The organism is Curtobacterium sp. CFBP9011 (genome assembly GCF_034045095.1).
GTDB lineage: Bacteria > Actinomycetota > Actinomycetes > Actinomycetales > Microbacteriaceae > Curtobacterium.
The window spans coordinates 848,985-874,952 of sequence record NZ_JAXCWN010000001.1 but is presented as its reverse complement, the minus strand read 5'-3'; the positions used below and the strand labels follow the sequence as shown (position 1 = coordinate 874,952).

At 72.4% G+C, this 25,968-nt stretch carries 27 protein-coding genes; 11 read left to right on the top strand and 16 right to left on the bottom strand.

Annotation, left to right across the window (positions count from 1 at the left end):
* Positions 1 to 52: 52 nt before the first annotated feature.
* On the bottom strand, positions 53 to 700 hold the full coding sequence (locus SOM35_RS04175) for a COG1361 family protein (protein ID WP_111075140.1): 648 nt from the start codon (positions 698 to 700) through the stop codon (positions 53 to 55).
* Between the two features lie 207 nt (positions 701 to 907).
* Between SOM35_RS04175 and SOM35_RS04170 the strand changes: the two genes are divergently transcribed.
* Positions 908 to 1,375, top strand: a complete 468-nt coding sequence (locus SOM35_RS04170) for a MarR family winged helix-turn-helix transcriptional regulator (protein WP_308202980.1) — start codon at positions 908 to 910, stop codon at positions 1,373 to 1,375.
* A gap of 69 nt (positions 1,376 to 1,444) precedes the next feature.
* Here the strand turns inward: SOM35_RS04170 and SOM35_RS04165 are convergent, their stop codons facing one another.
* The 6 genes from SOM35_RS04165 to SOM35_RS04140 all read right to left on the bottom strand — a co-directional run bounded on the left by SOM35_RS04165 (position 1,445) and on the right by SOM35_RS04140 (position 7,494).
* On the bottom strand, positions 1,445 to 2,173 hold the full coding sequence (locus tag SOM35_RS04165; RefSeq protein ID WP_111075142.1) for a S1 family peptidase: 729 nt from the start codon (positions 2,171 to 2,173) through the stop codon (positions 1,445 to 1,447).
* Positions 2,174 to 2,288: 115 nt separating this feature from the next.
* Positions 2,289 to 3,314, bottom strand: a complete 1,026-nt coding sequence (locus tag SOM35_RS04160) for an NAD-dependent epimerase/dehydratase family protein (protein ID WP_320514495.1) — start codon at positions 3,312 to 3,314, stop codon at positions 2,289 to 2,291.
* Entirely contained in the window at positions 3,311 to 4,510 is a 1,200-nt protein-coding gene (locus SOM35_RS04155; protein WP_320514494.1) for a zinc-dependent alcohol dehydrogenase, read from the bottom strand. The genes SOM35_RS04160 and SOM35_RS04155 overlap by 4 nt, the downstream gene beginning before the upstream one ends.
* Before the next feature lie 187 nt (positions 4,511 to 4,697).
* A complete protein-coding gene (locus SOM35_RS04150; protein WP_320514493.1) occupies positions 4,698 to 5,528 on the bottom strand; it encodes a cytochrome c oxidase assembly protein in 831 nt (276 codons plus the stop codon).
* A gap of 79 nt (positions 5,529 to 5,607) precedes the next feature.
* The gene (locus tag SOM35_RS04145) at positions 5,608 to 6,249 is read right to left on the bottom strand and encodes a DNA alkylation repair protein (RefSeq protein ID WP_320514492.1); all 642 of its coding nucleotides are present in this window, start codon (positions 6,247 to 6,249) and stop codon (positions 5,608 to 5,610) included.
* 84 nt (positions 6,250 to 6,333) lie between these two features.
* On the bottom strand, positions 6,334 to 7,494 hold the full coding sequence (locus SOM35_RS04140; protein WP_320514491.1) for a peptidoglycan DD-metalloendopeptidase family protein: 1,161 nt from the start codon (positions 7,492 to 7,494) through the stop codon (positions 6,334 to 6,336).
* A gap of 359 nt (positions 7,495 to 7,853) precedes the next feature.
* Here SOM35_RS04140 and SOM35_RS04135 point away from each other — a divergent pair, with 359 nt between their 5' ends.
* The 6 genes from SOM35_RS04135 to SOM35_RS04110 all read left to right on the top strand — a co-directional run bounded on the left by SOM35_RS04135 (position 7,854) and on the right by SOM35_RS04110 (position 15,682).
* Positions 7,854 to 9,512, top strand: a complete 1,659-nt coding sequence (locus SOM35_RS04135) for an ABC transporter substrate-binding protein (RefSeq protein WP_320514490.1) — start codon at positions 7,854 to 7,856, stop codon at positions 9,510 to 9,512.
* Positions 9,509 to 10,462 carry an ABC transporter permease gene (locus SOM35_RS04130; protein WP_204610046.1) on the top strand — a complete coding sequence of 318 codons (954 nt, stop codon included), beginning with the start codon at positions 9,509 to 9,511 and terminating at the stop codon, positions 10,460 to 10,462. The genes SOM35_RS04135 and SOM35_RS04130 overlap by 4 nt, the downstream gene beginning before the upstream one ends.
* The gene (locus SOM35_RS04125) at positions 10,459 to 11,346 is read left to right on the top strand and encodes an ABC transporter permease (RefSeq protein ID WP_320514489.1); all 888 of its coding nucleotides are present in this window, start codon (positions 10,459 to 10,461) and stop codon (positions 11,344 to 11,346) included. Before SOM35_RS04130 ends, SOM35_RS04125 begins: the two co-directional genes overlap by 4 nt.
* Before the next feature lie 76 nt (positions 11,347 to 11,422).
* The gene (locus SOM35_RS04120) at positions 11,423 to 13,318 is read left to right on the top strand and encodes a gamma-glutamyltransferase family protein (protein ID WP_320514518.1); all 1,896 of its coding nucleotides are present in this window, start codon (positions 11,423 to 11,425) and stop codon (positions 13,316 to 13,318) included.
* 7 nt (positions 13,319 to 13,325) lie between these two features.
* Complete coding sequence (locus tag SOM35_RS04115) at positions 13,326 to 14,975, top strand: ABC transporter ATP-binding protein (RefSeq protein WP_320514488.1); 1,650 nt, start codon at positions 13,326 to 13,328, stop codon at positions 14,973 to 14,975.
* Positions 14,976 to 15,010: 35 nt separating this feature from the next.
* Positions 15,011 to 15,682 (top strand): GntR family transcriptional regulator, encoded by a 672-nt coding sequence (locus tag SOM35_RS04110; RefSeq protein ID WP_320514487.1) that lies wholly within the window; start codon positions 15,011 to 15,013, stop codon positions 15,680 to 15,682.
* A gap of 78 nt (positions 15,683 to 15,760) precedes the next feature.
* On the opposite strand, the gene SOM35_RS04105 is transcribed toward SOM35_RS04110, so the two are convergent.
* From SOM35_RS04105 to SOM35_RS04095, 3 genes are all read right to left on the bottom strand, one after another.
* Entirely contained in the window at positions 15,761 to 16,162 is a 402-nt protein-coding gene (locus tag SOM35_RS04105) for a VOC family protein (protein ID WP_320514486.1), read from the bottom strand.
* A gap of 113 nt (positions 16,163 to 16,275) precedes the next feature.
* Entirely contained in the window at positions 16,276 to 17,235 is a 960-nt protein-coding gene (locus SOM35_RS04100) for a hypothetical protein (RefSeq protein ID WP_320514485.1), read from the bottom strand.
* Positions 17,236 to 17,270: 35 nt separating this feature from the next.
* Positions 17,271 to 18,314: an NAD(P)-dependent alcohol dehydrogenase gene (locus tag SOM35_RS04095; protein WP_320514484.1), complete on the bottom strand. Its 1,044-nt coding sequence runs from the start codon at positions 18,312 to 18,314 to the stop codon at positions 17,271 to 17,273.
* 195 nt (positions 18,315 to 18,509) lie between these two features.
* Between SOM35_RS04095 and SOM35_RS04090 the strand changes: the two genes are divergently transcribed.
* Both SOM35_RS04090 and SOM35_RS04085 read left to right on the top strand, forming a co-directional pair.
* On the top strand, positions 18,510 to 18,947 hold the full coding sequence (locus tag SOM35_RS04090) for an OsmC family protein (RefSeq protein ID WP_320514483.1): 438 nt from the start codon (positions 18,510 to 18,512) through the stop codon (positions 18,945 to 18,947).
* A gap of 112 nt (positions 18,948 to 19,059) precedes the next feature.
* Complete coding sequence (locus tag SOM35_RS04085) at positions 19,060 to 20,562, top strand: threonine/serine exporter family protein (RefSeq protein ID WP_320514482.1); 1,503 nt, start codon at positions 19,060 to 19,062, stop codon at positions 20,560 to 20,562.
* A 127-nt stretch (positions 20,563 to 20,689) separates the two neighbouring features.
* On the opposite strand, the gene SOM35_RS04080 is transcribed toward SOM35_RS04085, so the two are convergent.
* Positions 20,690 to 20,884, bottom strand: coding sequence for a DUF2795 domain-containing protein (locus SOM35_RS04080; protein WP_111075156.1), 195 nt, complete (start codon positions 20,882 to 20,884; stop codon positions 20,690 to 20,692).
* Positions 20,885 to 21,044: 160 nt separating this feature from the next.
* Positions 21,045 to 21,737, bottom strand: coding sequence for a TetR/AcrR family transcriptional regulator (locus SOM35_RS04075; RefSeq protein WP_320514481.1), 693 nt, complete (start codon positions 21,735 to 21,737; stop codon positions 21,045 to 21,047).
* 204 nt (positions 21,738 to 21,941) lie between these two features.
* Here SOM35_RS04075 and SOM35_RS04070 point away from each other — a divergent pair, with 204 nt between their 5' ends.
* Positions 21,942 to 22,262 carry a hypothetical protein gene (locus SOM35_RS04070; protein ID WP_320514480.1) on the top strand — a complete coding sequence of 107 codons (321 nt, stop codon included), beginning with the start codon at positions 21,942 to 21,944 and terminating at the stop codon, positions 22,260 to 22,262.
* A gap of 101 nt (positions 22,263 to 22,363) precedes the next feature.
* On the opposite strand, the gene SOM35_RS04065 is transcribed toward SOM35_RS04070, so the two are convergent.
* Both SOM35_RS04065 and SOM35_RS04060 read right to left on the bottom strand, forming a co-directional pair.
* Complete coding sequence (locus SOM35_RS04065; protein WP_111075159.1) at positions 22,364 to 23,275, bottom strand: SDR family oxidoreductase; 912 nt, start codon at positions 23,273 to 23,275, stop codon at positions 22,364 to 22,366.
* Positions 23,276 to 23,374: 99 nt separating this feature from the next.
* Positions 23,375 to 23,581, bottom strand: a complete 207-nt coding sequence (locus SOM35_RS04060) for a hypothetical protein (protein WP_320514479.1) — start codon at positions 23,579 to 23,581, stop codon at positions 23,375 to 23,377.
* 127 nt (positions 23,582 to 23,708) lie between these two features.
* Here SOM35_RS04060 and SOM35_RS04055 point away from each other — a divergent pair, with 127 nt between their 5' ends.
* Positions 23,709 to 24,521, top strand: coding sequence for a hypothetical protein (locus SOM35_RS04055; RefSeq protein ID WP_320514478.1), 813 nt, complete (start codon positions 23,709 to 23,711; stop codon positions 24,519 to 24,521).
* Positions 24,522 to 24,541: 20 nt separating this feature from the next.
* On the opposite strand, the gene SOM35_RS04050 is transcribed toward SOM35_RS04055, so the two are convergent.
* Positions 24,542 to 25,324: an endonuclease/exonuclease/phosphatase family protein gene (locus SOM35_RS04050; RefSeq protein WP_320514477.1), complete on the bottom strand. Its 783-nt coding sequence runs from the start codon at positions 25,322 to 25,324 to the stop codon at positions 24,542 to 24,544.
* Positions 25,321 to 25,935, bottom strand: coding sequence for a sigma-70 family RNA polymerase sigma factor (locus tag SOM35_RS04045; protein WP_320514476.1), 615 nt, complete (start codon positions 25,933 to 25,935; stop codon positions 25,321 to 25,323). Before SOM35_RS04045 ends, SOM35_RS04050 begins: the two co-directional genes overlap by 4 nt.
* Positions 25,936 to 25,968: the final 33 nt, after the last annotated feature.

Here is a 25,968-nt window from a genome sequence, read left to right as displayed (position 1 = left end):
CCGCAGGGGGGGGGGGGGTCGGTCGAGCGTCGCCGGTCTGGGGTGCTGCGGATCAGGCGGTGAAGGTCCAGGTCATCGGCACCGAGGCGGCGAGGCCCTGGTAGGTGTTGCCGGCCGAGGAGTCGAGCGTGACCGCGAAGTTGAAGGGGACGCTCGCACCGGCGGCGGGAGCGGTCGGCAGGGTGATCGCGGCGCCGCCCTTGAAGCTGGCGAGGGTGCCGGAGAAGACGGTGGTGGAGCCCGAGGTGACGACGAGGTTCATCTTCGCGCACAGGTCGGTCGCGGTGCCGTTCGACGTGCCGTTCGCGCTCTGCGTGCAGGCGGCGCCCGGGGTCAGGGTGAAGGTGCTGGCGGCTGCGGTGCCGGTGTTCTTGATCGTGATCGGGGTGTTGACCGTGTTGCCCGGGGTCATCGTCGTGCTGCCACCGAACTTGTTGATGGTGGAGCAGGTCGCGGCGTTGGTGGAGACCGAGCCGCCGTCGGTGCTGAGGCAGGTGACCGACGCGTTGGCGTTCTGCTCCTGCATGATCAGCGTGCCGCTGGCAGCGGTGTTGCTGCTGTTGGTGATGCTCGCGGCGAACCCGGAGAGGGTGCCGGTGAGCGAGAGGGAGAGGAGCACGGCGGCGAAGATGCCCGCGAGGAGCGCCACGGGTGCGAAACGGATGCGCTTCAGCGGGGAGGTGCGGAGCTGGTTGGACACGGGGTACCTCGATGTTCGTGGGGGTCTGGTTCGCAATCTCCGTCTGGCCGATTGCTCAATGATTAAGATAGTCACCGGTTCAACAAGATGGAACCGCCGTGTGGCCCCCAGAGCGGGGGACACGACGGACTGGAGGCGCATCCACGTCCGGCAGGCACGCCTCGGACCGGTAACCTCCCGCAACGAGAGAGATCTGGAGAACGACTGGTGAGCACGCGAGACGAGAAGGACGCGACGGACCTGATGGCCGCGTTCGACGCCGTCGTGCGCGCCAACGCGAGCCTGGTGGGGCAGCTCAGTGCGCGCGCCGGCGTCCACGAGAGCGGCCTCCGTGCACTCGTGCTCATCAGCGACACCGGCTACTCCACCCCCACTGAGGTCGCCGGGTTCCTCGGCCTGACCTCCGGCGCCGTGACGAACATGGTCGACCGACTCTCGACGGCGGGACTCCTCGAGCGCACACCGAACCCGTCCGACCGACGAGGGTCGCTCCTGCGCCTCAGTCCGGCGGGCGAGGCCGTGGTCGCGGACTACCGGGAGCGCTACGCCGCCATGCTCCGCGCCGTCGACTCCGGCCACCGCGGGGACCTGCACGCGGTCCTCAACGACCTGGCGACCGGCCTGTTCGAGCAGGCCGCGACGGCCGGCCCTGCACCGGCGGACGCCCCGGACTGACCCCGCCACCGGACAGCAGAACGGGCGCCACGGTCGACGACCGCGACGCCCGTTGCTCGGCGAAGACGCTCAGATGCCCGCCGTGCTCCGGATCCACGAGGACGCCTGCGCGAGCAGCGCGTAGTTCGACCCGGCGCGGGTGTTCGCCCCCGGGTCGGCGCTGTCACCGGTGGAGCACACGCCGACGACCTTGCCGTTGACGATGAGCGGCCCGCCCGAGTCGCCGTGGTTCGAGGCGCCCGAGACACCGGTCACGTGCTGCGCCCGACCGCCGAACGCGTCGGTGCTCGCCCCGGTCAGGGACACGGACGCCTGGTACAGCCCGTCGGACTGCACGGCGTTCGCGCGGAGGCCGTAGCCCTGGATGGTGCCGGTGCCGCTCGACTTCGCGGTCGCGGCCAGGTCCAGCGGTGTGTACGAGGACAGCGCGTACGCGGTACGGAGGTGCACGAGGGCGACGTCCCCGGTGGGGGCGGCGCTGATCCGGTCGACGGCCACCGGGGTGCCGCGGTTCACCGTCGAGTTCGAGTGGTAGACGTTCATCGCCCCGATGCCGTCGATGCAGTGCCGCGCGGTGAGGACCCAGGACGCGGAGATCTGCTCGCCGGTGCACGAGCTGGCGTAGCCGGCGGGGATCGTGCCGCCCGTCGCCTGGAGCTGGACGATCGACGCCGTCGCCGGGGCCTTCTCGCCGCCGACCACACGGGTCGACGCGGTGAGCGCCGAGGCGGGGGCGGCGGCGAACAGGCCGGCTGCGATGACGGTGGCCACGGCGGCGGCCGCGATGGACTTCTGCATGTCGACTCCTCTGTCGGTGAAGCACAAGACAGTTGCGTACTGCAACTGACTCGTATCCTCACCCGCCGCAGAGGGCGACGCCAGTCCGCTCTTCAGCGGACCCGGCCGGGCGACCTCAGCCGCGCAGCGGCGGCGACGCCGGCACGCCGTGCTCGTCCGCGAACCCGGCCACCAGGTCACGGAAGGCGTCCTCGGCACTGTGCCGGGCCTCCCATCCGAGGACCTCGCGCGCCCGGTCGGTGCGCATGATCGGCACCCCGGCGGCGATGTCCACCCAGCCGGCGTCGGTCGGCTGCAGGCGCAGCCGCCAGGTCAGCGTGACGAGGCCGCGCACCAAGCCGAGCGGCACGCGGACCGCGCCGAGCATCCCGAAGACCCGCGCCATCCGCGGTGGCGTGAGCACGGGGGCAGCGGCGATGTTGAACGCTCCCCCGGCCTTCCGGTCGATCGCCCGCCAGTACGCGTCGGCCAGGTCGTCGGCGTGCACGGCCTGGAACACGAACGGGTACGGCAGCGGCAGCACGGCCCAGCGGATCCAGCGCACGATCCGCATCGGCACCAGGTGACCGAGGAACAGTCCCCGGATCTCGGCAGCGGCGTCGCGCTGGAAGACCAGCCCGGGGCGCAGTCGGGTGACGACGACGTCCGGGTGCTCGCGCTCGAAGACGTCCATCGCCCGCTCGTTCTCGGCCTTGTGGATCGAGTAGGTGGCGGTCGGGATGCCGTCGGTCGGCCAGGACTCGTCCACCGGGGTGCGCTTGCCGTCGGCGTCGACCCCGCGGTAGGTGCCGACCGAGGACGCGACGACGACCTGCGGCACGCCCGCGGCGGCGACGGCGGCCAGGACGTTCGCGGTGCCGCGGACGTCGGTGCGGTGCTGCGCGGGGATGTCGCGCGTCGGCTGCAGCGCCCACGCCAGGTGCACGACGGCGTCGGCTCCGCGGAACACCGCGGTCAGCCGGTCGATGGCGTCCGGGGCGCCGACGTCGACCGTGTGCCACAGCGCACTGTCGTACGGCTGGGCACGCAGGTCGGGCTGGCGGCGGGCGACACCGACCACGTCGGCGCCGGCGTCCCGGAAGCGGCGGAGCAGCGCGGTCCCGACGTTCCCGGTGGCGCCGACGACGACGATGCGGGTCATGCTGCGGAGGAGGCGGCGAGTGCCGGGTCGAGCACGACCTTGATGCAGTCGTCCTCCTTCTTCTGGAAGACCTCGTACATGTGCGGGGCGTCCTCGAGCGAGACCCGGTGGGTGGTCAGGTCGAGGGTGCCGAGCGGGTCGGACGGGTCCTCGACGAGCGGCATCAGGTCGTCGATCCAGCGCTTCACGTTGCACTGGCCCTCGCGGATGGTGATCTGCTTGTCGAACAGCGTCATCATCGGCATCGGGTCTGCCATGCCGCCGTAGACGCCGCTCAGCGAGACGGTGCCGCCGCGGCGGACCAGGTCGATCGCGGTGTGCACGGCGTCGAGCCGGTCGACTCCGGCGGTCTCGATGGCCTTCTGTGCGAGCTTGTCGGGCAGCAGACCGGCGGCGCGCTGGGCGAACCCGGCGACGGGGTTGCCGTGCGCCTCCATGCCGACCCCGTCGACGACGGCGTCCGGGCCGCGGCCGTCGGTCAGGTCGACGAGCTCCGCGACGAGGTCCTTCGACAAGTCGAACGTCTCGATGTCGTACTTCGCCGCGAGGTCGCGACGGACCTGCTCCGGCTCGACGGCGAGCACGCGGTAGCCGAGGTGCTTGCCGATGCGGGCGGCGAACTGCCCGACCGGGCCGAGGCCGAGGACCGCGAGCGTCCCGCCCTCGGGCACGTCCGCGTACTGCACGGCCTGCCAGGCGGTCGGCAGGATGTCGCTCATGAACAGCCACTGGTCGTCGACGCCGGTGTCGGGCACCTTGATGGGGCCGTAGTCGGCGTGCGGCACGCGGAGGTACTCGGCCTGGCCGCCGGGGACCTGGCCGTACATCTTGGTGTAGCCGAACAGTGCGGCGCCGCTGCCGTACGCGGTCACCTGGGTGGTCTCGCACTGGGACTGCAGGCCGCGCTGGCACATGTAGCAGTGGCCGCAGGAGATGTTGAAGGGGACGACGACGCGGTCGCCGACCTTGAGGTTCGTGACGGCCGAGCCGACCTCCTCGACGATGCCCATCGGCTCGTGGCCCAGGACGTCACCCTTGTCGATGTACGGGCCGAGGACGCGGTACAGGTGCAGGTCGGAGCCGCAGATCGCCGTGGAGGTGATCCGGACGATCGCGTCCGTGGGCTCCTGGATGGTCGGGTCGGGAACGGTCTCGACGGACACCTTCTCGGTGCCCTGCCAGGTCAGTGCGCGCATGCATGCGCTCCTCTCGTCGCGGTCGCGGCCGGACGGGAGGCCCGGCACGCGTCGTCCCATCGGTACGCCTCCGCCTCGTGCGGGCTTCCCAGCGTGGGTCGCTCAGCGCTGCGGGAAGGCAGCGAACGCGCCGGACACGCCGAGGAAGCGGCCACGCCGACGGACGGACCGACGGGCCGGGGCGCGCTCAGCTCGCCGCGTCGGAGGCGACGGGTGCTGCGGGCGCGGGGCGGGCCTCCCGGACGTCTGCGGCCACCTGCTCGTCGCGTGCGGTCCGCTCGTCCCGCGCTCGCTCGCCGGCGATGACGACACCGAGCGCGACCGCGTACAGGACCGCGCCGATCCACAGCGCGGCCGAGGCCGACGGCACCTGGTCGGCCGGGACGCCGGGCACACCGGTGGCGCCCATCAGCGCGGCCTCGACGCAGAGGACGGCGGTCGACAGGACGACGACGGCCACGCGCAGCCAGCGCGGGGTGCGGCGGATGCCGGCCGAGACGCCGACCACGCCCGCGGTCAGGAGCAGCCCGGCGAGCAGGAACCCGATCATCACGACCGAGTGCAGCGCCGGGTCGCGGGTCGAGTCGGATGCGGTGGTGCCGGTGTAGAGCAGCCAGGAGCCGCCGACGGCGAGGACGGCGGCGACCACCGGGATCGCGAGCGCCCGGGTGAGCGGGTTGCCGGCCAGCCGACCGAGGCGCTGCAGCGGGACGGGCTCGAGCGTGCGGCGGGCGAGCGTCACCGGCGAGCCGAGCACCAGCAGCACCGGGGCGACCATGCCGATGACGACGTGCCCGAGCACGTACGTGGTGAGGTCGTGACCTCCGGCGTGGCCGAGCGGACCGACCAGCACCGCGGCGACGGCGAGCAGTCCGGCGATCCAGGCGACCGTGCGGGCCAGGGGCCAGGCGGCGTGACCGCGTCGCCGCTGTCCGGCCGCGCCGACGATGTACACCGCGCCCGCCACGGTGAGGGCGATGAGGGTGAAGGTCCCGAGCATGCCGCCGTGAGAGTGCACCGATGAGCTCCTGTCGTGTTCCGACCATCCTGTCGGAGACCGGTGCGCTGTGTTCGGTACGACCAGGTCCGGCGACTGGTCAGCCGCGCAATCGGTCCCGTTCCGCCGGTGGCAGGTGCTCGGTCGCGGTCTCCAAGGCCGCGCGACTGAGGAACCGGCCGTGGCGATCGAGGAACCCGATCAGCTCGGCCTCGGACGCCCGCTTGCCGGTCTCGCGCAGCACCCAGCCGAGGGCGGACTGCACGAGGTCGCCGCGCTCCCGGACCAGCCGACCGACGACGGCGAGCGGGACCTCGGCGTCGCCCTGCTTCGCGAACGCCAGGGTCGCCACCACCGCGGCCCGACGGACGAGCGCCACGTCGGACTTCGCGAGCGCGAACAGCGGCCCGGTCGAGCCGCCGAGCAGCGGGGCGCCGACCAGGTCCTCGGCGGCCAGGTCGACCAGCGCCGGGTCGTCGATCCGCTCGGCCCGGAGTGCGGACAGGTACTCGTCGGTCAGGTCGGGATCCGGAGCCCGGCGTGCGGCCTGGCGTTCGCGGGCCGCCTGCAGGAGCAGCACGACGGCGACGAGCCGGCCGCCGGGGTCCTCGCTCCAGAGCAGTGCCGACCGCTCCCCCTGGTCCAGTTCCGCGAAGCGGCGGGCGACGCGGCGTGCGGCACCGACGTCCCCGGGCGTCCGGGCGAACGCGACGAGGACGTCCTCGGCGGTGGGGCGTGACATCCCCACCACCCTACGGCCGGGGCTCGGCGAGCCCGCCCGGCCGGTTGCGACCGCCGGGCCGGGGTTCGGCGTGCCCGCCCGACGTCAGCGGAACGCGAGGATCGTCAGCGGGTCCTTGAGCGTGCCGTTCACCCGTGTCTCGACGTGCACGTGCGGACCGGTGGACTGCCCGGTGTTCCCCGACTTGCCGAGCTGCGTGCCCAGTGAGACGACCTGGTCCTTCTTCACCGCGATCGAGCTCATGTGTGCCGTCAACACCGTGGTCAGGCCGTAGGTCACGACGACGTAGTTGCCGTAGCTGGCGTTGTTGCGCACCACCGTCGTCACCCGCCCGGTCCCCGAGGCGTAGACCGGCGTACCGACCTTCACCGGCGCGTCGGTGCCCTGGTGGTAACGCGGCACGTGTCCGGCGCCGCGGTCGTCGCCGTAGCGTCCGGTGATCGTCGTACCGGCGACCGGCCACTGCAGCCCGGTGACCTTCTTCGTCGACCAGGAGCGGGTGTCCGCCTTGCCGTAGAGGACGACGTTGCTGTCGAGCTGGACCAGCAACGCACCGCCGCCCTTGTTGGACGTGTTCGAGGCCCAGAGCGCCTTGCCGCCGCCCTTCGGGTACACGACGAGGTTGCCGTCGGCCTGCACCGCAGCGGTCGCTCCGGGGTGCCGGAAGGTACCTGACGACCAGGGCGCGGTGCTGTTGACGTACTGCACGAGGTTGCCGTCGGCCTGCATCGTGAACGTCTGGTGGCGACCGGCCCCGGAGCGCAGCACGGTGCCGGGCAGGATCGTCGTCCCGGCGGGCACACGGTTCTGGAACGTCTGCAGCTTCCACGTGGTCGAGTTCGACGTGTTGAGCAGGGAGAGGGTGCCGTCGACGCCGACGCGCAGCCTCTTCGTCGGGGAGCTCGTCGGGCCCCACTGCGCCACCAGCTTGCCGTCCTTGATGATCGACAGCGGCCCCTCCTTCTGGACGACCGCGGCGGCCCCGTACTGGTTCGGGGTGTTCGACGCCCAGAGCACCACGTTGCCGATGCCGTACTCGACGAGGTTGCCGTCGCCCTGCATCACCAGGCGGAACTGCCCGTTCGGGGAGGTCACCTGGTCGCCGGCGCGCAGCCAGGTGCCCGCCGGTGCGGAACCGGTGTAGGTGGTCGCTGCGTGTGCCGGTGCGGCGACCGCGACGAGTCCCGCGGCCGCGATCGCGACGGCGGTGACGGCCGCGGCGAAACGTGCTCGTGCCCTGATCATGTGGTGGTCGTCCCTGCTCGTGGTGAGGCCCACCGCGGGCGGCCGAGCGCCAGCGCGGTGCGTGTCCGGTGTCGAGCCGTCCCTGTACAGCTCGACGGTCAAGGGTCGCAGGCCGGGCGCGCCTGGGGTATCCCCCGGTCCGGGGGCGTTGCGCGACGCGGGTCCGTGTGCTCCCGGCGTTCCGGGGGGCGTGCTCAGTCGGCGACGCACTCGACGCTTTCGTCTCGGGGCGATGGTTTACAGGATCGAAACAGATTGTGCACAAACAGGGGCTGCCATTCGTGATTGTATGCAATCAACCCCGCTCCTGAGCGCGATCCCACGAGGAACGCCACGCCACACACCGCATCAGGAACCCCATGTCCCCGATCAGTCCCCGTCGCCGCCGCACGCTCCTCGCCCTGCCAGCGGTCGTCATCGCCGCCACGCTCGCCCTGACCGCGTGCGTGCCCGTCCAACGCTCGAAGGCCGGTGGCACCACCGCCGGCACCGTCACCACCGCACCGATCGGCGACCGCCAGGTCCGCGAGGGCGGCGACCTCGTGATGGCCCTCTCCGCGGAGCCGGACCGTCTCGACCCCACGACCTCGTCGTCGCTGTACACCCGGTACGTCATGGAGACGATGTGCCAGAAGCTGTACGACATCGACGCCGAGGGCGCGATCGTGCCGATGCTCGCGACGGCGCTGCCGACGGTGTCCGACGGCGGGAAGACGGTCACGTTCCCCGTCAAGACCGGCGTCCGGTTCGCCGACGGCACCCCGTTCGACGCGGCGGCCGTGGTCACGACACTCGAGCGGAACCTCACCAAGGCCGACTCCAGCCGGAAGAGCGAGATGGGGCCGGTGTCGGACGTCACCGCGGTGGACGACCACACCGTCCAGCTGCACTACGACACCCCGTTCGCACCGATCACGGCAGCGCTCGCCGACCGCGCGGGCATGGTGATGTCACCGACCGCGCTCCGGGAGGAAGGCGACGGGTTCGGGGACGCCCCGGTGTGCGTCGGCCCGTACAAGTTCGTCAAGCGGGTGCCGCAGACGTCGATCCAGGTCGAGCGCGACCCGGAGTACTACGACACGGCGAGCGCCCACTTCGACACCATCACGTACCGGATCATCACCGACGCCAGCATCCGCGCGGCGAACCTGAAGTCCGGGGACGTGCAGGTGGCGGACACGATCTCCACCCAAGACGTCGACGACCTGCGGAAGCGGAAGGACCTGACCGTCCTGCGCACCGGGTCGCTCGGGTACCAGGGCATCACGGTGAACATCGGCAACCAGGACGGCGTCGGCACCGACCCGCGGCAGATCGACACCCCCCTGGCGAAGCGTGCGGACGTGCGGCGAGCGCTGTCCATGTCGATCAACCGCGCCGAGCTCGTGCAGAGCGTGTTCCACGGCTGGGCGGACGTCGCCTGCTCACCGGTGCCGGACACGAGCATCTTCGCGAGCGACGCGAGCAAGGCGTGCCCCGCCTACGACCCGGACGCTGCGAAGGAGATCCTGCGGAAGGCCGGTGTGCAGCAGCCGTTCCCGATCGAGATGGAGGTGACGAACACCCCCGACACGGTCCGGTTCGCCCAGGCCCTGCAGGCGCAGGCCCGTGCCGGTGGCTTCGCGATCACGATCACCCCGGTGGAGTACACGACGCTGCTCGACGACCAGACCCGTGGCGACTTCCAGGCGCTGCAGCTCGGCTGGTCGGGCCGCGTGGACCCGCACGGCAACATCGGCGGGTTCCTGGCGACCGGCGGCGGCAACAACTACGCCGGGTACAGCAACCCCGAGGTCGACGACCTGATCGACCGCGCCGCGCAGGCGACCGACGCGCAGGAACGCGCCGATCTGTACGGGCAGATGACCGAGCTCGTGCAGCGCGACGACCCGATCATCTACCTCTACCGAACCCGGAGCATCACCGGTCTCCGGAACGACGTCGCGGGCGTCTCGACGTACGCGGACGGCGTGGTCCGGCTCAGCCAGGCCGCGTTCGTGGAAGGGACCGACAAGTGATCCGCTACGTGACGACCCGCCTGTGGCAGGCGGCGCTCACCCTCGTCCTCGCTTCCATCGTGGTGTTCGTCGGCGTCCGGCAGCTGCCGGGCGACCCGGCGCTCGCACTCGCCGGCGAGGAAGCGAGCCCCGCCCGCCTCGCCGCGGTCCGGGCCTCGCTCGGCCTCGACGACTCGATCGTCGTGCAGTACTGGCGGTTCGTCGTCAACGCGCTGCAGGGCGACCTCGGTCGCTCGACCCGCACCGGCACCCCCGTCACCGAGCTCCTCGGCGCGACGCTCCCGGTCACGCTGTGGCTGGCGCTGTACGCGATCGTCGTCGCGGTGCTGGTCGGCGTCGCCCTCGGCACCCTCGCGGAGCGGTACCGGGGCGGGTGGCCGGAGTGGATCGCGAACGCCGCGGCGCTCGTCGGGCTGTCGGTGCCGAACTTCTGGCTCGGGATCCTGGCGATCGTGTGGCTCGCGGCCGGCCTCGGATGGTTCCCCGCCTCGGGCTACGTCCCGATGACGACGAACCCGCTGAGCGCGCTCTACCACCTGACGCTCCCGGCGCTGATCCTCGGCACCTCGCTGGCTGCTGTGATCATGCGGCAGACGCGGGCGTCGATGATCGAGACGATGAAGACCGACTTCGTCCGGACAGCCCGGGCGAAGGGCCTCTCCCGGGGCCGGGTGCTGTTCCGGTACGGCCTGCGGAACTCGATGATCGTGGTCGTCACCATCGTCGGGCTGCAGCTCGGCGGGCTCATCTCGGGCGCCGTCGTCACGGAGCGCATCTTCGCGCTGCCCGGCTTCGGCAAGCTCACACTCGACTCCGTGTTCACCCGGGACTACCCGGTGATCCAGGCCGTCGTCCTCGTCATCACGCTCGGCTACGTGCTCATCAACTTCGCCGTCGACGTGCTCTACTCCGTCATCAACCCGAAGATCCGCGTGGGAGGGACCAAGTGACCACGCTCACCCCGACCGAAGCCGCCGCGTTCGACCTCGGCTCCAGCCGCGGCCGTGTCTGGCGGCAGGTCCGATCGAACCGCCTCGGCATGACCGGGGGCGTCATGCTCGCGGTCGTCGTCCTCGCGGCGCTCACCGCGCCGCTCGTCGCCCCGCACGACCCCACCGAGACGCACTTCGACCTGCCGTTCCAGGTGCCGTTCACGGTCGGGTTCGGCCTGGGCACCGACGACCTGGGGCGCGACATCCTGTCCCGCACGCTCTACGGCGTGCAGGTCTCGCTGATCGTCGGCGCGCTGTCCGTCCTGGTGTCCGTCGTCATCGGCACGCCGCTCGGCCTGCTCGCCGGGTACTGGAAGTGGCTCGACGCGGTCATCTCCCGCCTGACCGACGTGGCCCTCGCGTTCCCGTTCCTCATCATCGCGGTCGGCCTCGCCGCCATCAGCGGTCCGAGCCTGTCGAACGCGGTCATCGCGATCGGCGTCTCGCACGTCCCGGCGATGATCCGCATCGTCCGCGGTGAGACGCTCCGCATCACGAGCGCCGACTTCGTCACGAGCGCGAAGACCCTCGACGCCGGTGGCGCCCGCATCATCGCCCAGCACGTGCTGCCGAACTGCGTGTCGGCGATCATCGTGCAGGCGACGGTGATCATGCCGGTCGCCGTGATCGGCGAGGCGCTGCTGTCCTTCCTCGGGCTCGGCATCCAGCCGCCCACGCCGAGCCTCGGCATCATGCTCTCGGACGCCCAGCAGTACCTCGGCCAGGCGCCGTGGGCCGCGATCGTCCCCGGCATCGCCATCGCGGTCATCTGCCTCGGCTTCAACCTGTTCGGGGACGCCCTGCGCGACGCCCTCGACCCCACCGCCTCCGACCGGAAGTGACACCGTGAGCACCAACCCCGCCTTCGTCGAACCGAGTGCCGAGACCACCCGGCCGGACCTGCTGGGCACGTTCGGCATGGCCGCGTCCACGCACTGGATCGCGACCGCCACCGCGCAGTCCGTCCTGGAGCGCGGCGGCAACGCCTTCGACGCCGCCGTCGCCGGCGCGTTCGTCCTGCACGTCGTGGAACCGCACCTGAACGGCCCCGGTGGCGACATGACCGGGATCTTCGCCACCGCGGACGACCCGACGCCCCGGGTCCTCATGGGGCAGGGTCCGGCTCCGGCCGGCGCGACGCCGGAGCACTTCCGTGCCGAAGGCCTCGACCTGGTCCCGGGCGCGGGGGCACTCGCCGCGGCCGTCCCGGGCGCCGTCGACGCCTGGCTCCTGCTGCTCCGCGACCACGGCACGTGGGAACTCGCCGACGTCCTCGCGCCGGCCGTCGGCTACGCCCGCGACGGGCACCCGATCGCGCCGCGCGTGGCCGCGACGATCGCGACGGTGCAGAGCCTGTTCCGCGACCACTGGCCGTCCTCCGCCGCTCTGTGGCTGACGGGAGGTGGGCCCACGCGGGCCGGTTCCGACGCGTCGCGGAGCTTGCGGAGCGACGTGGCGGCCGAGCCCGTGGGGACGGTGCCGGTCGCCGGGGACGTCGTCCGGAACGAGACGTGGGCTTCCGTGCTCGAGCGGCTCGTCGACGCCGGCTCCGGTCACGACGGGGCGGCCGCCGAGGGCCGCGTCGCCCGCATCGACGCCGCCCGGGACGCGTGGGCGACCGGGTTCGTCGCCGAGGCGATCGACCGCTTCGTGCGGACCCCGCACCGCCACGCCTCGGGCACCGACCACGCCGGGGTCATCCGCTCCGAGGACCTCGCGGCGTTCCGGGCCTCGTACGAACCGGCGACGACGGCCGAGTTCCGCGGCTGCACGATCGCGAAGACCGGGCCGTGGGGACAGGGGCCGGCGCTGCTCCAGACGCTGCGACTGCTCGACCCGCTCGACGACGCCCTGCTCGACCCGTCCACCGTCGCCGGTGCGCACACGATCGTCGAGGCGCAGAAGCTCGCCCTCGCCGACCGCGAGGCGTACTACGGCGACGGCGACGTCCCGATGGCCGAGCTGCTCTCCGACGCGTACTCGGACGAGCGCCGCACCCTCATCGGCGAGCGCGCCTCGCACGAGCTCCGTCCGGGGTCGGTGTCCGTCGCCGCCGGGGCGCTCCCGCCACTCCGCGAGACGTACACACCGAGGGGCGAACCCGTCGCCGGCGTCGGTGAGCCGACCGTGCCCGGTGCCCGCGGGACCGCCGTCGCGGCCCCGGCCGAGGACGACGCCCTGACCGAGGACCGCGGCGAGCCGATCGTGATGGCGACCGGCGAGACCCGGGGCGACACCGTCCACATCGACGTCGTCGACCGCTGGGGCAACATCGTCAGCGCCACCCCCTCTGGTGGTTGGCTGCAGTCCTCGCCGACGATCCCGGAGCTCGGGTTCTGCCTCGGCACCCGCCTGCAGATGGTCTGGCTCGAGGAGGGCACCGCGTCGACGCTGCGCCCCGGCCAGCGCCCGCGGACGACCCTCACGCCGACCCTGGTGCTCCGCGACGGCGCACCGGTCATGGCGCTCGGCTCCCCCGGCGGTGACCAGCAGGACCAGTGGCAGCTGCTGTTCCTGCTCCGGACGATCGTCGGCGGGTACACCCCCCAGCAGGCCATCGACGCCCCCGCGCTGCACACCACGTCCTTCCCGGGCTCGTTCTGGCCCCGGACTTGGACGCCCGGTGGCCTGGTGGTCGAGGACCGCCTCGGCGACGACGTCATCGCCGGCCTGGAGGCCCTCGGGCACGTCGTCACCCGCGCCGGCGACTGGTCGCTCGGCCGTCTTTCCTGCGTGACGCGGGACCCCGCCACCGGCGTCCTCGGCGCCGCCGCCAACCCGAGAGGAGCCCAGGGACATGCCACAGGACGCTGACGCACCCATGACGGACCGGACGACGGCCAGCGGACGCGAGTCGAGCCTCCCGGCCGTCCCCGGTGAGCCCCTGCTCTCCGTGCGTGACCTACGGGTCGCGTTCGGCAGTACCGAGGTGCTGCACGGCGTCGACCTCGACGTCCGCCGCGGCGAGCGCGTCGCGATCGTCGGCCAGTCCGGTTCCGGCAAGTCGACGTTGATCGCGGCCGTGCTGCGGCTGCTGCCCGGTGCCGGGCACATCACGGGCGGGTCGATCCGGCTCGGGGACCTCGACGTGGCGGGGGCCGACGAGTCGGCGATGCGACGGGTGCGCGGTGGCCGGATCGGGCTCGTCCCGCAGGACCCGTCGACGAACCTGAACCCCTCGATGCGGGTCGGGGCGCAGATCGCGGACACGCTGCGCGCCGGGGGGATGCGCGGGCGGGCCACGATCCGCCAGCGGGTGGTCGCCCTGATGACCGAAGCCGGCATCCCGGAGGCGAGCCGGCGCGCGGACCAGTTCCCCCACGAGTTCTCCGGCGGCATGCGGCAGCGCATCCTCATCGCGATCGCGTTGGCCCGCCAGCCGGAGCTGCTCATCGCGGACGAGCCGACGAGCGCACTCGACGTGACCGTGCAGCGGCAGATCCTCGACCACCTGCAGACGCTCGTCGACCAGCACGGCACGACGCTGCTGTTCGTCACGCACGACCTCGGGGTCGCGGCCGACCGGACCGACCGGGTGGTCGTCATGCTCGACGGCGAGGTCGTCGAGCAGGGCGCGCCCGACGACATCCTGCGGAACCCGCAGCACGAGTACACGAAGCGGCTCATCGCGGCCGCACCGGCACTGTCCGGACTGCCGCCCGAGCCGATCGTCACCGGTGAGCCGATCCTCGTCGTGTCGGACCTGGTCAAGGAGTACCGGATCCGCGGTCGCGGCGCGGGCACGCTGCGGGCGGCGGACGGGGTGTCGTTCGCGGTCCGCCGCGGGACCACCACCGCCGTCGTCGGGGAGTCCGGCTCTGGCAAGACGACTGTGGCCCGGATCGTGCTCGGCCTCGAGGCGCCGACGTCCGGCAGCGCCCTGGTCGACGGGCTGTCGATCGGCAGCGCCCGCGGGGCCGAGCGGCGGGGCGTCCGCCGTCGGGTGCAGCCGGTGTTCCAGGACCCGTACGGGTCGCTCGATCCGACGTCCACCATCGAGCGGGTGATCGACGAACCACTCCGGGTGTTCGGCATCGGCGACCGGGCCGCGCGCACCGAGCGCGTTGCGACCCTGCTCGACCAGGTCGCCCTGCCCCGGGCCGTCGCCCAGCTGCGGCCGAACGAACTCTCCGGCGGACAGCGACAGCGTGTCGCGATCGCCCGGGCGCTCGCGCTCGAGCCGGACCTGCTCATCCTCGACGAGGCGGTCTCCGCGCTCGACGTGCTCGTGCAGGAGCAGATCCTCGCCCTGCTCGACGACCTGCAGGACCGACTCGGGTTGAGCTACCTGTTCATCACGCACGACCTCGGGGTGGTCCGGCGGATCGCGGACGACGTCGTGGTGATGCGGCGCGGTGCGGTCGTCGAGCGGGGCTCGGTCGCCCGGGTGTTCGACGACCCGCAGGAGCAGTACACGAAGGACCTGCTCGACGCGATCCCGGGTCGAGCGCTCGCGGAGAGCGCGGTGTGACGAGCGTCCCGGCCGGTTGTGGGACGCTTGGCCCCGTGCTGAACGGTGCCGGTGTCCTCGACGCGATCCGCCGCGACATCGTCGCGGGCGACCTGCTGCCCGGCACCCGGGTGACCGAGGCGTTCCTGGCGGAGCGCTACGGCGTCTCCCGGGTGCCCGTGCGCGAGGCGCTCCGCGGGCTCGAGGGTGAGGGCTTCGTCGTGTCGCAGCCGAACGTCGGCTCGCGCATCGCCGCGATCCCCGTCGACGAGGCCGACGACCTGTTCGCGGTGCGTGAGTCGCTCGAGGTCGCCACCGCCAGGCGTGCCGCGACCCGCGCCAGGACACTGTTCGACGGCGACACCCCACCGGCGGACTGGTGGCGGGTGCGCCGGGAGCTCGGCGTGGTCCTCGACACCGGGGACCGAGCGGTGGAGCACGACGACCTCGGGCAGCTCGTCGACCTCAACGACCGCTTCCACTTCCTGGTCGCCGAGCTCTCCGGCAGCACCACGCTCGCCACGCTGCTCCGCCAGCTCTCGCGGAAGATCGAGTGGCTGTACGCGATGGACACCTTCTCGCGCGGCAAGCGGCTCTGGCCCGAACACCGGCAGATCCTGTCGGCGATCGACGCCGGGGACGTCGAGACGGCGGTCGCGCGCATGGCAGCGCACGTCCAGCAGAGCCGCGTCGGGTACGCGGCACGGACCCCGGACCGCGCACAGTGACCGTGCCGTCGACCTCCTGCACCAGGGTGCCGTCCGCCTGCGTCGAGCCCGCCGGCTGACGACCGGAGGCGCGGGCCGTCAGGCGGTCGCGGCGACGGGCTTCATCCAGAACGGCGACCAGTGGTACCCGTCGGGGTCGTCGAACTGGCGCTGGTACATGAACGGGTAGTCGTCGGTGTCGCCGGTCGTGCCGCCCGCAGCGGCCGCGCGTTCGACGAGTTCGTCCACGGCCTCCTGGCTGGGGAGGTCGAACGACACCGTCGTCTTCGAGGGGGTGTCCGGACCGCCGATCAGGTCCTCGGTGCCGCCGACGCTGGCGTACATCTCCCGACTGGCGAGCATGACGTACTGCTCGGGGGCGATCGCGAAGCAGGACACCGCGTCGCCGGACATCTCGGCGTTCTGCGTCCAGCCGAGGGCTTCGTAGAAGGCGGTCGCACGCTCGACGCTCGCGACCGGACAGCTGATGAACAGGGTCATGCGCGCAAGACTCCTGCTGCCGAGGTCCCCCGTCAAGGCATCACCGCACCTGCGATGCAACGATTGTGTTCAGTGATGAACACAAATGTTGCCCATACGTGCGCTGCGATCCCTCAGATCGTCGGCATGCCCGGGGAGCCCGTCGGCGTGACCCACACCAGCGACGACACCACCTCGCGCCCACTCGCCAGGGCATTCCGGAGCGACCGGGTGTTGCCGGGGTGGATGTGCCCCCGGAGCACGTCCGAGGTGCCGGCCGGCAGCGCACGAGCGAGCTGGCGCAGGACGAGCGGCCCGTACCCGTGTCCGCGGTGCTCGGCATCCAGGACGATCTCCTCGACCGTGAACCCGGTGAAGCCGTCCACGTCGTCCCGCGCTGCAGCGACGACCCCGGCGGTGCGCCCGGCGATCAGCACGTCGAACAGCAGCCCTTCCTCGTCCGCGTCGGCGAGCGCGTCCTCGTCGGCTGGGGTCGCCCACTGGTCCAGGTCCGGCACGGACCGCCGCAGTCCGTCGTAGGCGTCGGCGACCCGGACGGCGGCCCCGGCCGGCTCGGCCCGGACGAGTTCGACGTCCGCACCGGTGCCCGCGGCGCCGTCGGCCACCCGCGTGACCGGGGCCGCCACCACGAGCAGGTCCGGTACGGCGGTGAACCCGTCCGACGCCGGCGCCGACCGCTGGTCGCCGGGCAGGTGCACACGGAGGCACAGCGGGGCGAACTCCCGGTGGGCGGCGAGCACCTCGGCGAGTTCGGCGATGCCGGCGGCGTCCGGGGTCACGTCCGTGGCGATGACGTCGACGAAGGGCTTCGCGACGTCCCGCCCGCGGAACCGGATGCCCGTGATCGCCCAGTGCCCGGACGACAGCTCGAGGCGTCGGTTCGCCCACAGCAGCGGATCGGCGACGGGGAGCTGCACGGCATCGCGGACCGCCGCGCCCCACGAGGCGTCACCGACCAGGGCGAGCGCCGGCTCGGCCGACACCGCCAGGTCCTGACGCCAGGACGGGTTCCAGTCCCGCAGCTGCGTCGGGGACCAGGTCTCGAGTGCGGAGAGGACGGCTGCGTCGGTCATCGGACCCGACCATACGGCCGGATGACCGACGGACGCTAGAGCGTCGGCACGACCACCGCGCGGCCGCTGAGCTCGCCGGCTTCGAGCTTCCGGTAGGCCTCGAGCGCGTCGGCCAGGGCGAACCGCTCGATGTCCGGCTCGATCTGACCCGCGCGGTACATCGCGACGACGTCGTGCAGGTCCTCGATCGTGCCCCAGTAGGTGTTCGTGATGGTCGACTCGTACGGGGTCGAGAAGAAGTTCCACTCGGTGGTCCCGCCGGCGATCCCGACGACGGTGAAGCGTCCGCCGACGGCCATCGACGCCTGCGCGAGCTTGACGGTCGGGGTCGCACCGACGAAGTCGAACGCCGCGTCGACACCCTTGCCGCCGGTGATCTCGCGGATCCGGTCGGCCTGGTCGGGGCCCCCGGGGACGGTGATCGCGCCGCGCTCGGCAGCGCGCGCCATCGCGTCCTCCTTCATGTCCGTCGCGATGACGGTCGCACCGGTGAGGGCGGTGAGGATCTGGACGGCGATCTGCCCGAGGCCGCCCAGTCCGACGACGAGCGCGTACTTGCCGCCGCCGGCCAGGTTCGGCAGGGAGTTCTTGATCGCGTGGTACGGCGTCAGGGCCGCGTCGCTGAGGGGTGCGGCGGCGATCGGGTCGGCGTCACCGAGCGGGACGAGGTTGCGGGCCGGGACGGTCACGTACTCCGCCATGCCGCCGTCTCGCCCGAGGCCGATGCCCATGTACGGGTTGGTGGCGGCGTTCTCGCAGTAGGTGTCCTGCCCCTTGGAGCAGTACCGGCAGTGTCCGCAGCCGACCGGCCCGTAGACCAGGTACGCGTCGCCCACAGTGAAACCGGTGACGCCCTCGCCGACGGACTCGACCCAGCCGGAGTTCTCGTGGCCGAGGACGAACGCGGGCTGCTGTGCCCCGGGCTGACCCTCCTGGAACTCCCGGTAGACGGCGACGTCGGAGTGGCAGGCACCGGCGCCGGCCACCTTGAGGAGCACCTCGCCCGGGCCGGGGGTGGGCTTCTCGACGTCGGTCAGGGCGGGGAAGGTCTGGTACTGCTCGAAGACGACTGCACGCATGCCGCAAAACTACACCTGTCGCCGAAGTCACCACCGGGGCGACGGGCGGCCGACTGTCCGACCTGCGCGCCACCTGAGCCCGCGGGGCCACCAGGCTGCATCTTCCCCGGGAACCGGTTGCGAGAACGAGCGTTCTCCGATTGACTCGGCACCGAGGGTCGCACCCGGCCCACACCCCGAATGAAAGGAGCGGCCATGCCCACGCGCACCGCACGCACCGCCTGGAACGGCGGCCTCAACGACGGTTCCGGCCAGGTCGAACTCTCCAGCTCGAAGGTCGGCACCTACGACGTGTCCTTCCCGAAGCGCGCCGCTGACGAGGCCGGCGGCACCACCAGCCCCGAAGAGCTCATCGCCGCAGCGCACTCGGCCTGCTACGCCATGCAGTTCTCCGCCGTCCTCGGCGAGGCCGGCGGCACCGTCGAGTCCCTCGACGTCAAGGCCGACGTCTCGCTCGGCCCGGACACGGCCGGCTTCAAGCTCACCGGCATCGTCCTCACCGTGCACGGCGAGGTCACCGGCATCGACGAGGCGACCTTCCTCAAGGCCGCCGACGAGGCCAAGGCGACCTGCCCGGTCAGCAAGGCCCTCATCGGCGTCGACATCGAACTGCACGCCACCTTCGAGCAGTAAGCAGCGCGCACCGCACTGACGGGAGGCTCCGCACCGGACCGGTGGGGAGCCTCCCGTCCGTCGTCCCACCCGGCACCAGGCGGCGCACGAGGACGGCAGGCACAATGGTCCGATGGCCGAACCGCTCCCTCCCGGCCCCCGGCCGGGCCGTCCACCCCGTCCGCGCCCGAAGGCCCGGAGCGTCGCCCAGCACGACATGCGGGACGTCCGCGCGCGACTGCGCGGCACGATCTACGAGCACGTCACGCCGGACACGCGCTCGCTGCGGGAGCAGTACTCGGCCCGACAGATCGTCGACTTCTGCCTCGACCTGACCGAGGTGATGCTCGCCTCCGGTGCCGACACCCGGAGCGTCGAGACCGCCGTGATCGCGGTGGCCACGAAGTGGAACCTCGCGCCGCTCGACCTGGACTTCTCGGGCAGCTCGGTGACGATCCAGTACTCGCCGACCGAGGGCCCGCCGCTCGTCAAGATGCGCAGCACGCGCTCCGACGGTGCCGACCTGGGACGGCTGACGTGGGCGAACCAGATCGTCGACGACGTGATCCACGACGACCGGGACATGACGAGCGCCGTGAGCGCCCTCGTGGCGGTGCTCCGGATGCCGCCGCGGTGGCCGATGTGGCTCGCCGACGTGGGGCTGTCGGTGCTCGGGACCTCGATCGCGCTGCAGGCCGGTGGTGGTTGGCGGGCCGGCGTCGGGGCGTTCGTCCTGATGCTCGGCATCATCGTCTCCGGGCGGTGGCTGACCGGCCGCGGGTACCCGCAGTTCTTCGTCTCCGGCGCGCAGGGGGCGGTGGCGTCGGTGATCGGCACGCTCGCGATCTGGGCGGGTGTGCTCACCTCGACCGGTGCGGCGACGATGGTGGCGGCCCTCGTGGTGCTCCTGCTGCCGCACGTGCAACTGGTGACGTGGGCGCAGGACGCGATCTCGGGGTTCCGCGCGATGGCGGTCGCCCGGGCGTTCACGATCGGCATGCTCATCGCGGCGATCGTCGTCGGCGTGCCGGCGGGCATCGCCGTGACGCACTGGCTCCGGCTCGAGGTCGAGCCGTCCGGCATCGTCACCCAGGCCCTGCCGCTCTGGGCGTCGCTGTCCCTGACCGTGGCGTCGGCCGGGGCGAACTGCTTCGTGCAACAGGCGAGCGCACGGGTGATCCCGGTCGCGGTGGTGTTCTCGGTCGCGGCGGGGGCGGCGCTCTGGCAGCTCAAGGAGTTCGGCCTGCCGCTGCTCGGTGCGACGTTCCTGGCGGCGGTGCTGCTCGGCGTGCTCTCGACCTACGCGGCCGTCCGGATGCGCACGGCCGTCTCGGCGATCGCGGTGCCCGCGTTCTGCGGGGCGCTGCTGCCCGGTGTCGCGGTGTCGAACGCGCTGCTCAACGTGATGAGCGGGTCGTCGAGCTCGGTGCTGGACTTCGGGTCGGCGGTGACCGTGGCGCTCGCGATCGGGGCCGGACTGGTGCTCGGCGGGCTCTTCGCGACCCCCGGGGCACGGCGTGCACTGCGTCGCGGGCGCCGGATCGAGGTGCACTCGGTCCACAGCGACACCACCGCGCTGCCGGTCATCCGCGACTCCGGCTACGACCCGGGGAACGGCAGCGTCCCGCGCTGGTGAGCCGGCCGCGGCGCCGGAGTTCGCGCTGAGCGACACGGCGCGGGCACGGGGCCGCGCGCGGTGTCGCCCAGCGCGAACCTCGGCCGACCGCAGGCCGCAGCCGACGGGCCGCAGCAGGCCGCAGGCGCTAGCTCGCGTCCGAGACGGCCTTGGACACGTCGGTGGGGCCGTCGTACTCGCCGTCCGGGATCGCACGGAGCGCCTCGAGCACGTCGTCGGGGGCGTTCTCCTTCTCGGCGGTCGACACGACGTCGTCCTTCGAGGCGGGGTAGTCGATGCCGCTCAGGTACTTCTGGATCTGGATGGGGTTCGGTGCTGCCACGATCGTTCCTTCCGTTGGGCTTCCCGGCGTACCCGGGCTCCCCTCGGCGACGTCCCAGCGGGTGCGGTCGGCGGCCAGCACGGACGGGCCCTGCCTGCCCGGCAGGGCCGACCCGGCAGGGGCCGACCCGGCAGGGACAGTCCCGGCGGAGGCCGCTCCGTCAGACCGACCAGGTCTCGTCGTCGGACCAGGACACGTCGCCCCAGGTCGACAGCCGGCGCTGCGCGGTCGCCTCGTACCGTTCCATCCAGCCGCGCTCGAGGCGGGCCACTGCCCGGTCGAAGGCCGCGACCAGGTCGAGGTCGCTGCGCAGGAGCGCCTGCAGCTGCAGCCCCTCGTACAGGGCGATGAGCTGCTCGGCGCCGCGGCGCGGGTCCATCGTGTGCGGGGCTCGTCCGACCGCGATGTCGTGCTCCAGGCCGCGCTTCACCTGGGCGAAGAACAGCTGGTACCGCGACCGCAGGTAGTTCGACATGGCGTGCTGCGGGTTGCCGGCGACGCTGAGCAGTGCGACGAGCAGACGCATCAGTGCCGGGTCGTCGGCGTTCGAGGCGACGATCGCGCGGAGGAGCTCGACGGTGCTGCCGTCGCCGACCTCGCGGGTGACCTCGTCCATCCGGGCACCGTTCCACCGGTCCACCGCGGCCAGGACGAGCCCGTCCCACGACGGGAAGTGCTGCTGCAGCTCGTGCGTCGAGATGTCCAGCCGCTCGGCGACGTGTTCGGCGCGTGCCTCGTGGAAGGGCACGTCACGGAGCAGGTCGACGGTGGCACCCACGATCCTGATCCGCAGGTGCAGGGTCGCCGCAGCCGCAGCGGCAGCCATCGTGTCGGCGCTGGTGTCCTCGAGCATCGTGCCCTCCGTGTCCGGGACACACGGTCAGGTCGTGGCCGTCGCGTCCAGGCGGTGCGGACGTCCTGTCCGCACGTCGATCTTGGCGGAGATCGGGGGTCCGGCGCATCCCCGGTCCGGGGGTCGGCAACATGGGGGACAAGCGGAGGCGCTCGGCGGCCACTGCCTGGGCGTGTCCGCGGCCGGGTGTGTGACGATGCCGGGATGTCCCCGAACGACTCCACCGCACAGGGCCTGGCGACCATGGCGTCCGCCGGGTTCGAGTTCGCGAGCACCCCGGAGCAGGTGGCGCACGACGTCCGCACGATGTGGGAGCACCTCGGCCGTCCGGAGGGTGCGTTCGAGGCCGCCGCCGCCGCGATCGCCGTCCTGCCACAGCGGCCCGAGGTACCGGTCGCGCTGCAGGCCCGGCGTCGGCAGTTCGAGCAGGCCGTCGGCATCAACCCCGTCGAGGTCGAGCTGGCCGCCGCCCTCGCGGCGCGCGAACTGCTCGAGTCGATGGCGCGGACCTGCGGCACGCGCTGACGGTCCGCCGACACGCGGCCGGTCCGACCGCATGACGGGAGGCCCGTGGCTGAGCAGCCACGGGCCTCCCGTCATGCGCGGCGTCGCCGCCGGGTCACCGACTACGGCGTGGGCATGCCGCCGTCGACGTGCAGCGTCTCGCCCACCACGTAGGACGACTCCCCGCTGGCGAGGAACACGAACGCCGGCGCGAGCTCGGCGGGCTGGCCCCAGCGGCCGAGGTAGGTCTGCTCACCCGCGGACGGCAGCGCGTCGGACGGCTGGCCGCCGGCGGGCTGCAGCGGGGTCCAGATCGGGCCCGGTGCGACGGCGTTGACGCGGATGCCCTTCGGCGCGAGCTGCGCGGCCAGGCCCTTCGCCAGGTTGTTCACGGTCGCCTTCGTGGCGGCGTAGTGCACCAGGTGCGGGGACGGTGCGTACGCCTGGATCGACGTGGTGTTGATGATCGTCGAACCCGGCTTGAGGTGCGGCACGGCGGCCTTCGTGATGCGGAACGTCGCGTACGCGTTCGTCTTGAAGGTCTCGTCGAACTCGTCGTCGGAGATCTTCGTGATGTCGTCGACGTTCTGCTGCTTGCCGGCGTTGTTGACCAGGATGTCGAGGCCGCCGAGCTCCTGCACGGCCGTCTCGACGAGCTGCTCGCAGAACGCCAGGTCCTTGATGTCCCCGGGCAGGGCGACGGCCTTGCGACCGGCGGCCTCGATGAGGGCGACGATGCGGTCGGCGTCCTCCTGCTCCTCGGGCAGGTAGCCGATCGCGACGTCCGCGCCCTCACGGGCGTACGCGATGGCGACGGCCGCGCCGATGCCCGAGTCGCCGCCGGTGATGAGCGCCTTGCGGCCCTCGAGACGGCCGGAGCCGCGGTAGGTGTCCTCGCCGTGGTCGGCCGGGACGTTCTCCGCCATCTCGGCGTCGGTGCCGGCGCCCTCGAGGTACTGCTCGTCCGGCTTCTTGTCGGCGTAGAGCTTCGTCGGGTCCTGCATGGTGTACTGGTCGATCCGCTGGTCCGTCATGGCTGCGACGGTACGCACGGCCGCTCCGGTCCCCGTTCAGGAGGCTGTCCCCCGCCGCGCAGACCGGCTGCTGCCGCGTGGACCCACAGCGGGCGGCCCTCAGACCGGGCGGTACACCGCGATCGGCGGGGCGTCGTCACCCTGGTCCTCGGCGTCGCCGGTGCGCGCCCACGTCCGGCCGTCGTGGTCGATGGTCGCCGGCAGGTCGCCGTGCACGATCATCCGCACCGCCGGTTCGTCGCCTTCGATCAGGTCGACGCCGTGCGCCGCGTTGTCTCCGGTGCTGTCCACCACGTACTCCGCCATGGGTCCGACGGTACGCGGCGCGACCCCGTCCGGCCTGCGTCCTGGGAATGTCACGGTCCGGTGACGGTTGGACCCGTTTCGGTAACACCCGTCGCCCAGCCCGGCAGGGGCCGCTACGGTCGAGCGAGTGACTCCCAGGACTGTGATGACGATCGGCGCCGTGGCGCTCGCCCTCGTGGTGGGCAACGGCCAGGCGGTCGTGCACTGGTCCGGCCAGGACGCCGACCGCGCTGCTGCCGCTGAGCCGACCGCGTCCGCGACCCGCACCGCCGACCCCGTGCCGACCTGGCATCCGGTGTCGTCCGGCGCGCTGAAGTCCGTCGACGCCGTCGAGCTCCGCGCCGAGTCGATCGTGTTCCGTTCCGACGACCACACCGTCACGACCGTGTCCATGCGCGACGCCAAGCACACCGTCTCGGTCCTCAACCGCATCCTCGGCACGCCGGCCCGCGCGCAGACCGCCGTCGGCGACGCCGGTCGCTGCGTGCCGGCCAGCACGACCTCGACGTGGGGCGGTGCGATCCGCGTCGCCGCGTTGGCGGAGCCCGGCACCGCCGGCAACCGGGTCGAGGTCCGCGTGCTCCGCGACCACGTCCGCTCCCGTCTCGGCGCGGTCATCGAGCTCTCCGGGCCGGACGGGGTCCAGGTCGGTGACGACGTCTCCGAGCAGATCGACGACGCACCGTCGAGCGACCGCGAGTCCCTCGGGTCGGACGACGCCCAGGCGTGGCAGCTCCTGCTGCAGCGCGGGTGGACCGACGACAGCGACCACGCTGACGACCGCGGGACCGCTGGCCACCGCGGCACCGACGGTGCGGAGGGCGCCGACGATGACGGGGCCGATGGCGACGGGGCCAACGGCGTCTCGGTCCTGACCGACGACTCCACCGTCACCGTGATCGGGTCGCCGATGCCGATCCGCCCCGCTCGCGGCTGCTGAGGCCCCGCGGCTTCTGAGGTTCAGACCCGGATCGTCGCGATCACCGGGAAGTGGTCGCTCGCGAACCAGGTCTCCGGCCCGTCGTGGTCGATCCGCACCTGGTCGACCGCGGTGACGTCACGCGTGAAGACCCAGTCGATGCGCTCCCCGGTCGCCACCGGCGGCTGCCAGTCGTTGTAGGACGCCGTGTGGTCGTCCGGGTCACCCGCGACGCTCCAGGCGTCGGTGTACCCGGCGTCCGCGAACACCTGCGAGGCCGCCCCTGCCCCGGCGGGCTCGTTGCAGTCGCCCGCGAACAGCACCGGACCGTCGACGACCGACAGCCGCTGCACGACGAGCGCGGCGCTGCGGGCGCGGACCTCGTCGCCGTGCGGGCCCTGCTCGTGGTCCATGTGCGTGGTCAGCAGGGTGAACGCCGGGCCCTCGGCGTCGAGGAACTGCGCGTGGTTCGCGATCCGCGGGTACAGGCTGTCCCAGGTGTTCGAGACGGGCTCGTCCGGGGTGTCCGAGAGCCAGAACGACCCGGACTCGACGGGGCGGAACCGGTCGCGCCGGTAGAACACCGCGGCGTGCTCGCCGGCCGTACCGCCCTCCCGTCCCTGGCCGACGGCATCGTGGTCGGGCAGGCCTGCGCGGAGGGCGTCCATCTGGTGGTCGAAGGCCTCCTGCACGCAGAGCAGGTCGGGTTCGTGGCGGCGGATGACGTCGAGGACGACGGGCAGTCGGGCGGGCCAGTCGTGCACCGGGTCCGGGTTCTTGATGTTGTAGGTCATGAGGGTGATCGGGCGTGCGGTGCTGGTCACCCCTCGAACCTACCCAGACGGTCCCCGGAGCCCTCGCTGCCTTCGCCTGCCGGACCGACCAGGGTCCGCCGGAGCGTCAGCACGCCGTCGCGCGCCCGGGACTTCGCCGTGCCGGTGGGGACCCCGAGCGCCCGCCCGAGCTCGGGGCCGGACAGGTCGGCCAAGTAGCGGAGGACGACCGCGTGCCGCTGTCGCTCCGGCAGCGTGCCCAGAGCCCGGCGGAGCGCCTGTCGGTCGAGCACGGCCTCGGCGCGGTCCAGCGAGCTGTGGTCGAGTGCCTCGTGGTCGCGGATGCCCAGGCGCCGGTCCCGCTCGCGGTCCGCCTGGGCCTTCCGGACCCGGTCGATCGCCCGCCGGGTCGCGATGGTCCGGATCCAGGCGATCACCGGGTGCGACGGGTCGTAGCGGGGAGCGAGCCGCCAGACCTCGAGCATCACGTCCTGCGTGACGTCCTCGGCCAGCCAGACGTCGTGCAGCTGCCGCCGGGCGACCTGCAGGACGATCGGCCGGAACCGCTCGTCGATCCGGCGGAAGGCCTCCCGGTCCCCCGCGGCGACCCGCAGCAGCAGGGCGCGCTCCTCGTCCCGTCGTCGGCGCAGCTCGTCATCCACGCCCCGTAATGTGACATGCCAGTCTGGATGACA

What these genes read in the sequence shown, in the direction of transcription:
- SOM35_RS04145 (WP_320514492.1), bottom strand. Translation starts at nt 6,249, where the DNA reads ATGTCACGCCCCACCGCCGAGGACGTCCTCGTCGCGTTCGCCCGGACG.
- SOM35_RS04140 (WP_320514491.1), bottom strand. Translation starts at nt 7,494, where the DNA reads ATGATCAGGGCACGAGCACGTTTCGCCGCGGCCGTCACCGCCGTCGCG.
- SOM35_RS04105 (WP_320514486.1), bottom strand. Translation starts at nt 16,162, where the DNA reads ATGACCCTGTTCATCAGCTGTCCGGTCGCGAGCGTCGAGCGTGCGACC.
- SOM35_RS04135 (WP_320514490.1), top strand. Translation starts at nt 7,854, where the DNA reads ATGTCCCCGATCAGTCCCCGTCGCCGCCGCACGCTCCTCGCCCTGCCA.
- SOM35_RS04085 (WP_320514482.1), top strand. Translation starts at nt 19,060, where the DNA reads ATGGCCGAACCGCTCCCTCCCGGCCCCCGGCCGGGCCGTCCACCCCGT.
- SOM35_RS04120 (WP_320514518.1), top strand. Translation starts at nt 11,423, where the DNA reads ATGGCCGCGTCCACGCACTGGATCGCGACCGCCACCGCGCAGTCCGTC.
- SOM35_RS04165 (WP_111075142.1), bottom strand. Translation starts at nt 2,173, where the DNA reads ATGCAGAAGTCCATCGCGGCCGCCGCCGTGGCCACCGTCATCGCAGCC.
- SOM35_RS04060 (WP_320514479.1), bottom strand. Translation starts at nt 23,581, where the DNA reads ATGGCGGAGTACGTGGTGGACAGCACCGGAGACAACGCGGCGCACGGC.
- SOM35_RS04155 (WP_320514494.1), bottom strand. Translation starts at nt 4,510, where the DNA reads ATGCGCGCACTGACCTGGCAGGGCACCGAGAAGGTGTCCGTCGAGACC.
- SOM35_RS04160 (WP_320514495.1), bottom strand. Translation starts at nt 3,314, where the DNA reads ATGACCCGCATCGTCGTCGTCGGCGCCACCGGGAACGTCGGGACCGCG.
- SOM35_RS04075 (WP_320514481.1), bottom strand. Translation starts at nt 21,737, where the DNA reads ATGCTCGAGGACACCAGCGCCGACACGATGGCTGCCGCTGCGGCTGCG.
- SOM35_RS04100 (WP_320514485.1), bottom strand. Translation starts at nt 17,235, where the DNA reads ATGACCGACGCAGCCGTCCTCTCCGCACTCGAGACCTGGTCCCCGACG.
- SOM35_RS04065 (WP_111075159.1), bottom strand. Translation starts at nt 23,275, where the DNA reads ATGACGGACCAGCGGATCGACCAGTACACCATGCAGGACCCGACGAAG.
- SOM35_RS04090 (WP_320514483.1), top strand. Translation starts at nt 18,510, where the DNA reads ATGCCCACGCGCACCGCACGCACCGCCTGGAACGGCGGCCTCAACGAC.
- SOM35_RS04115 (WP_320514488.1), top strand. Translation starts at nt 13,326, where the DNA reads ATGACGGACCGGACGACGGCCAGCGGACGCGAGTCGAGCCTCCCGGCC.
- SOM35_RS04070 (WP_320514480.1), top strand. Translation starts at nt 21,942, where the DNA reads ATGTCCCCGAACGACTCCACCGCACAGGGCCTGGCGACCATGGCGTCC.
- SOM35_RS04095 (WP_320514484.1), bottom strand. Translation starts at nt 18,314, where the DNA reads ATGCGTGCAGTCGTCTTCGAGCAGTACCAGACCTTCCCCGCCCTGACC.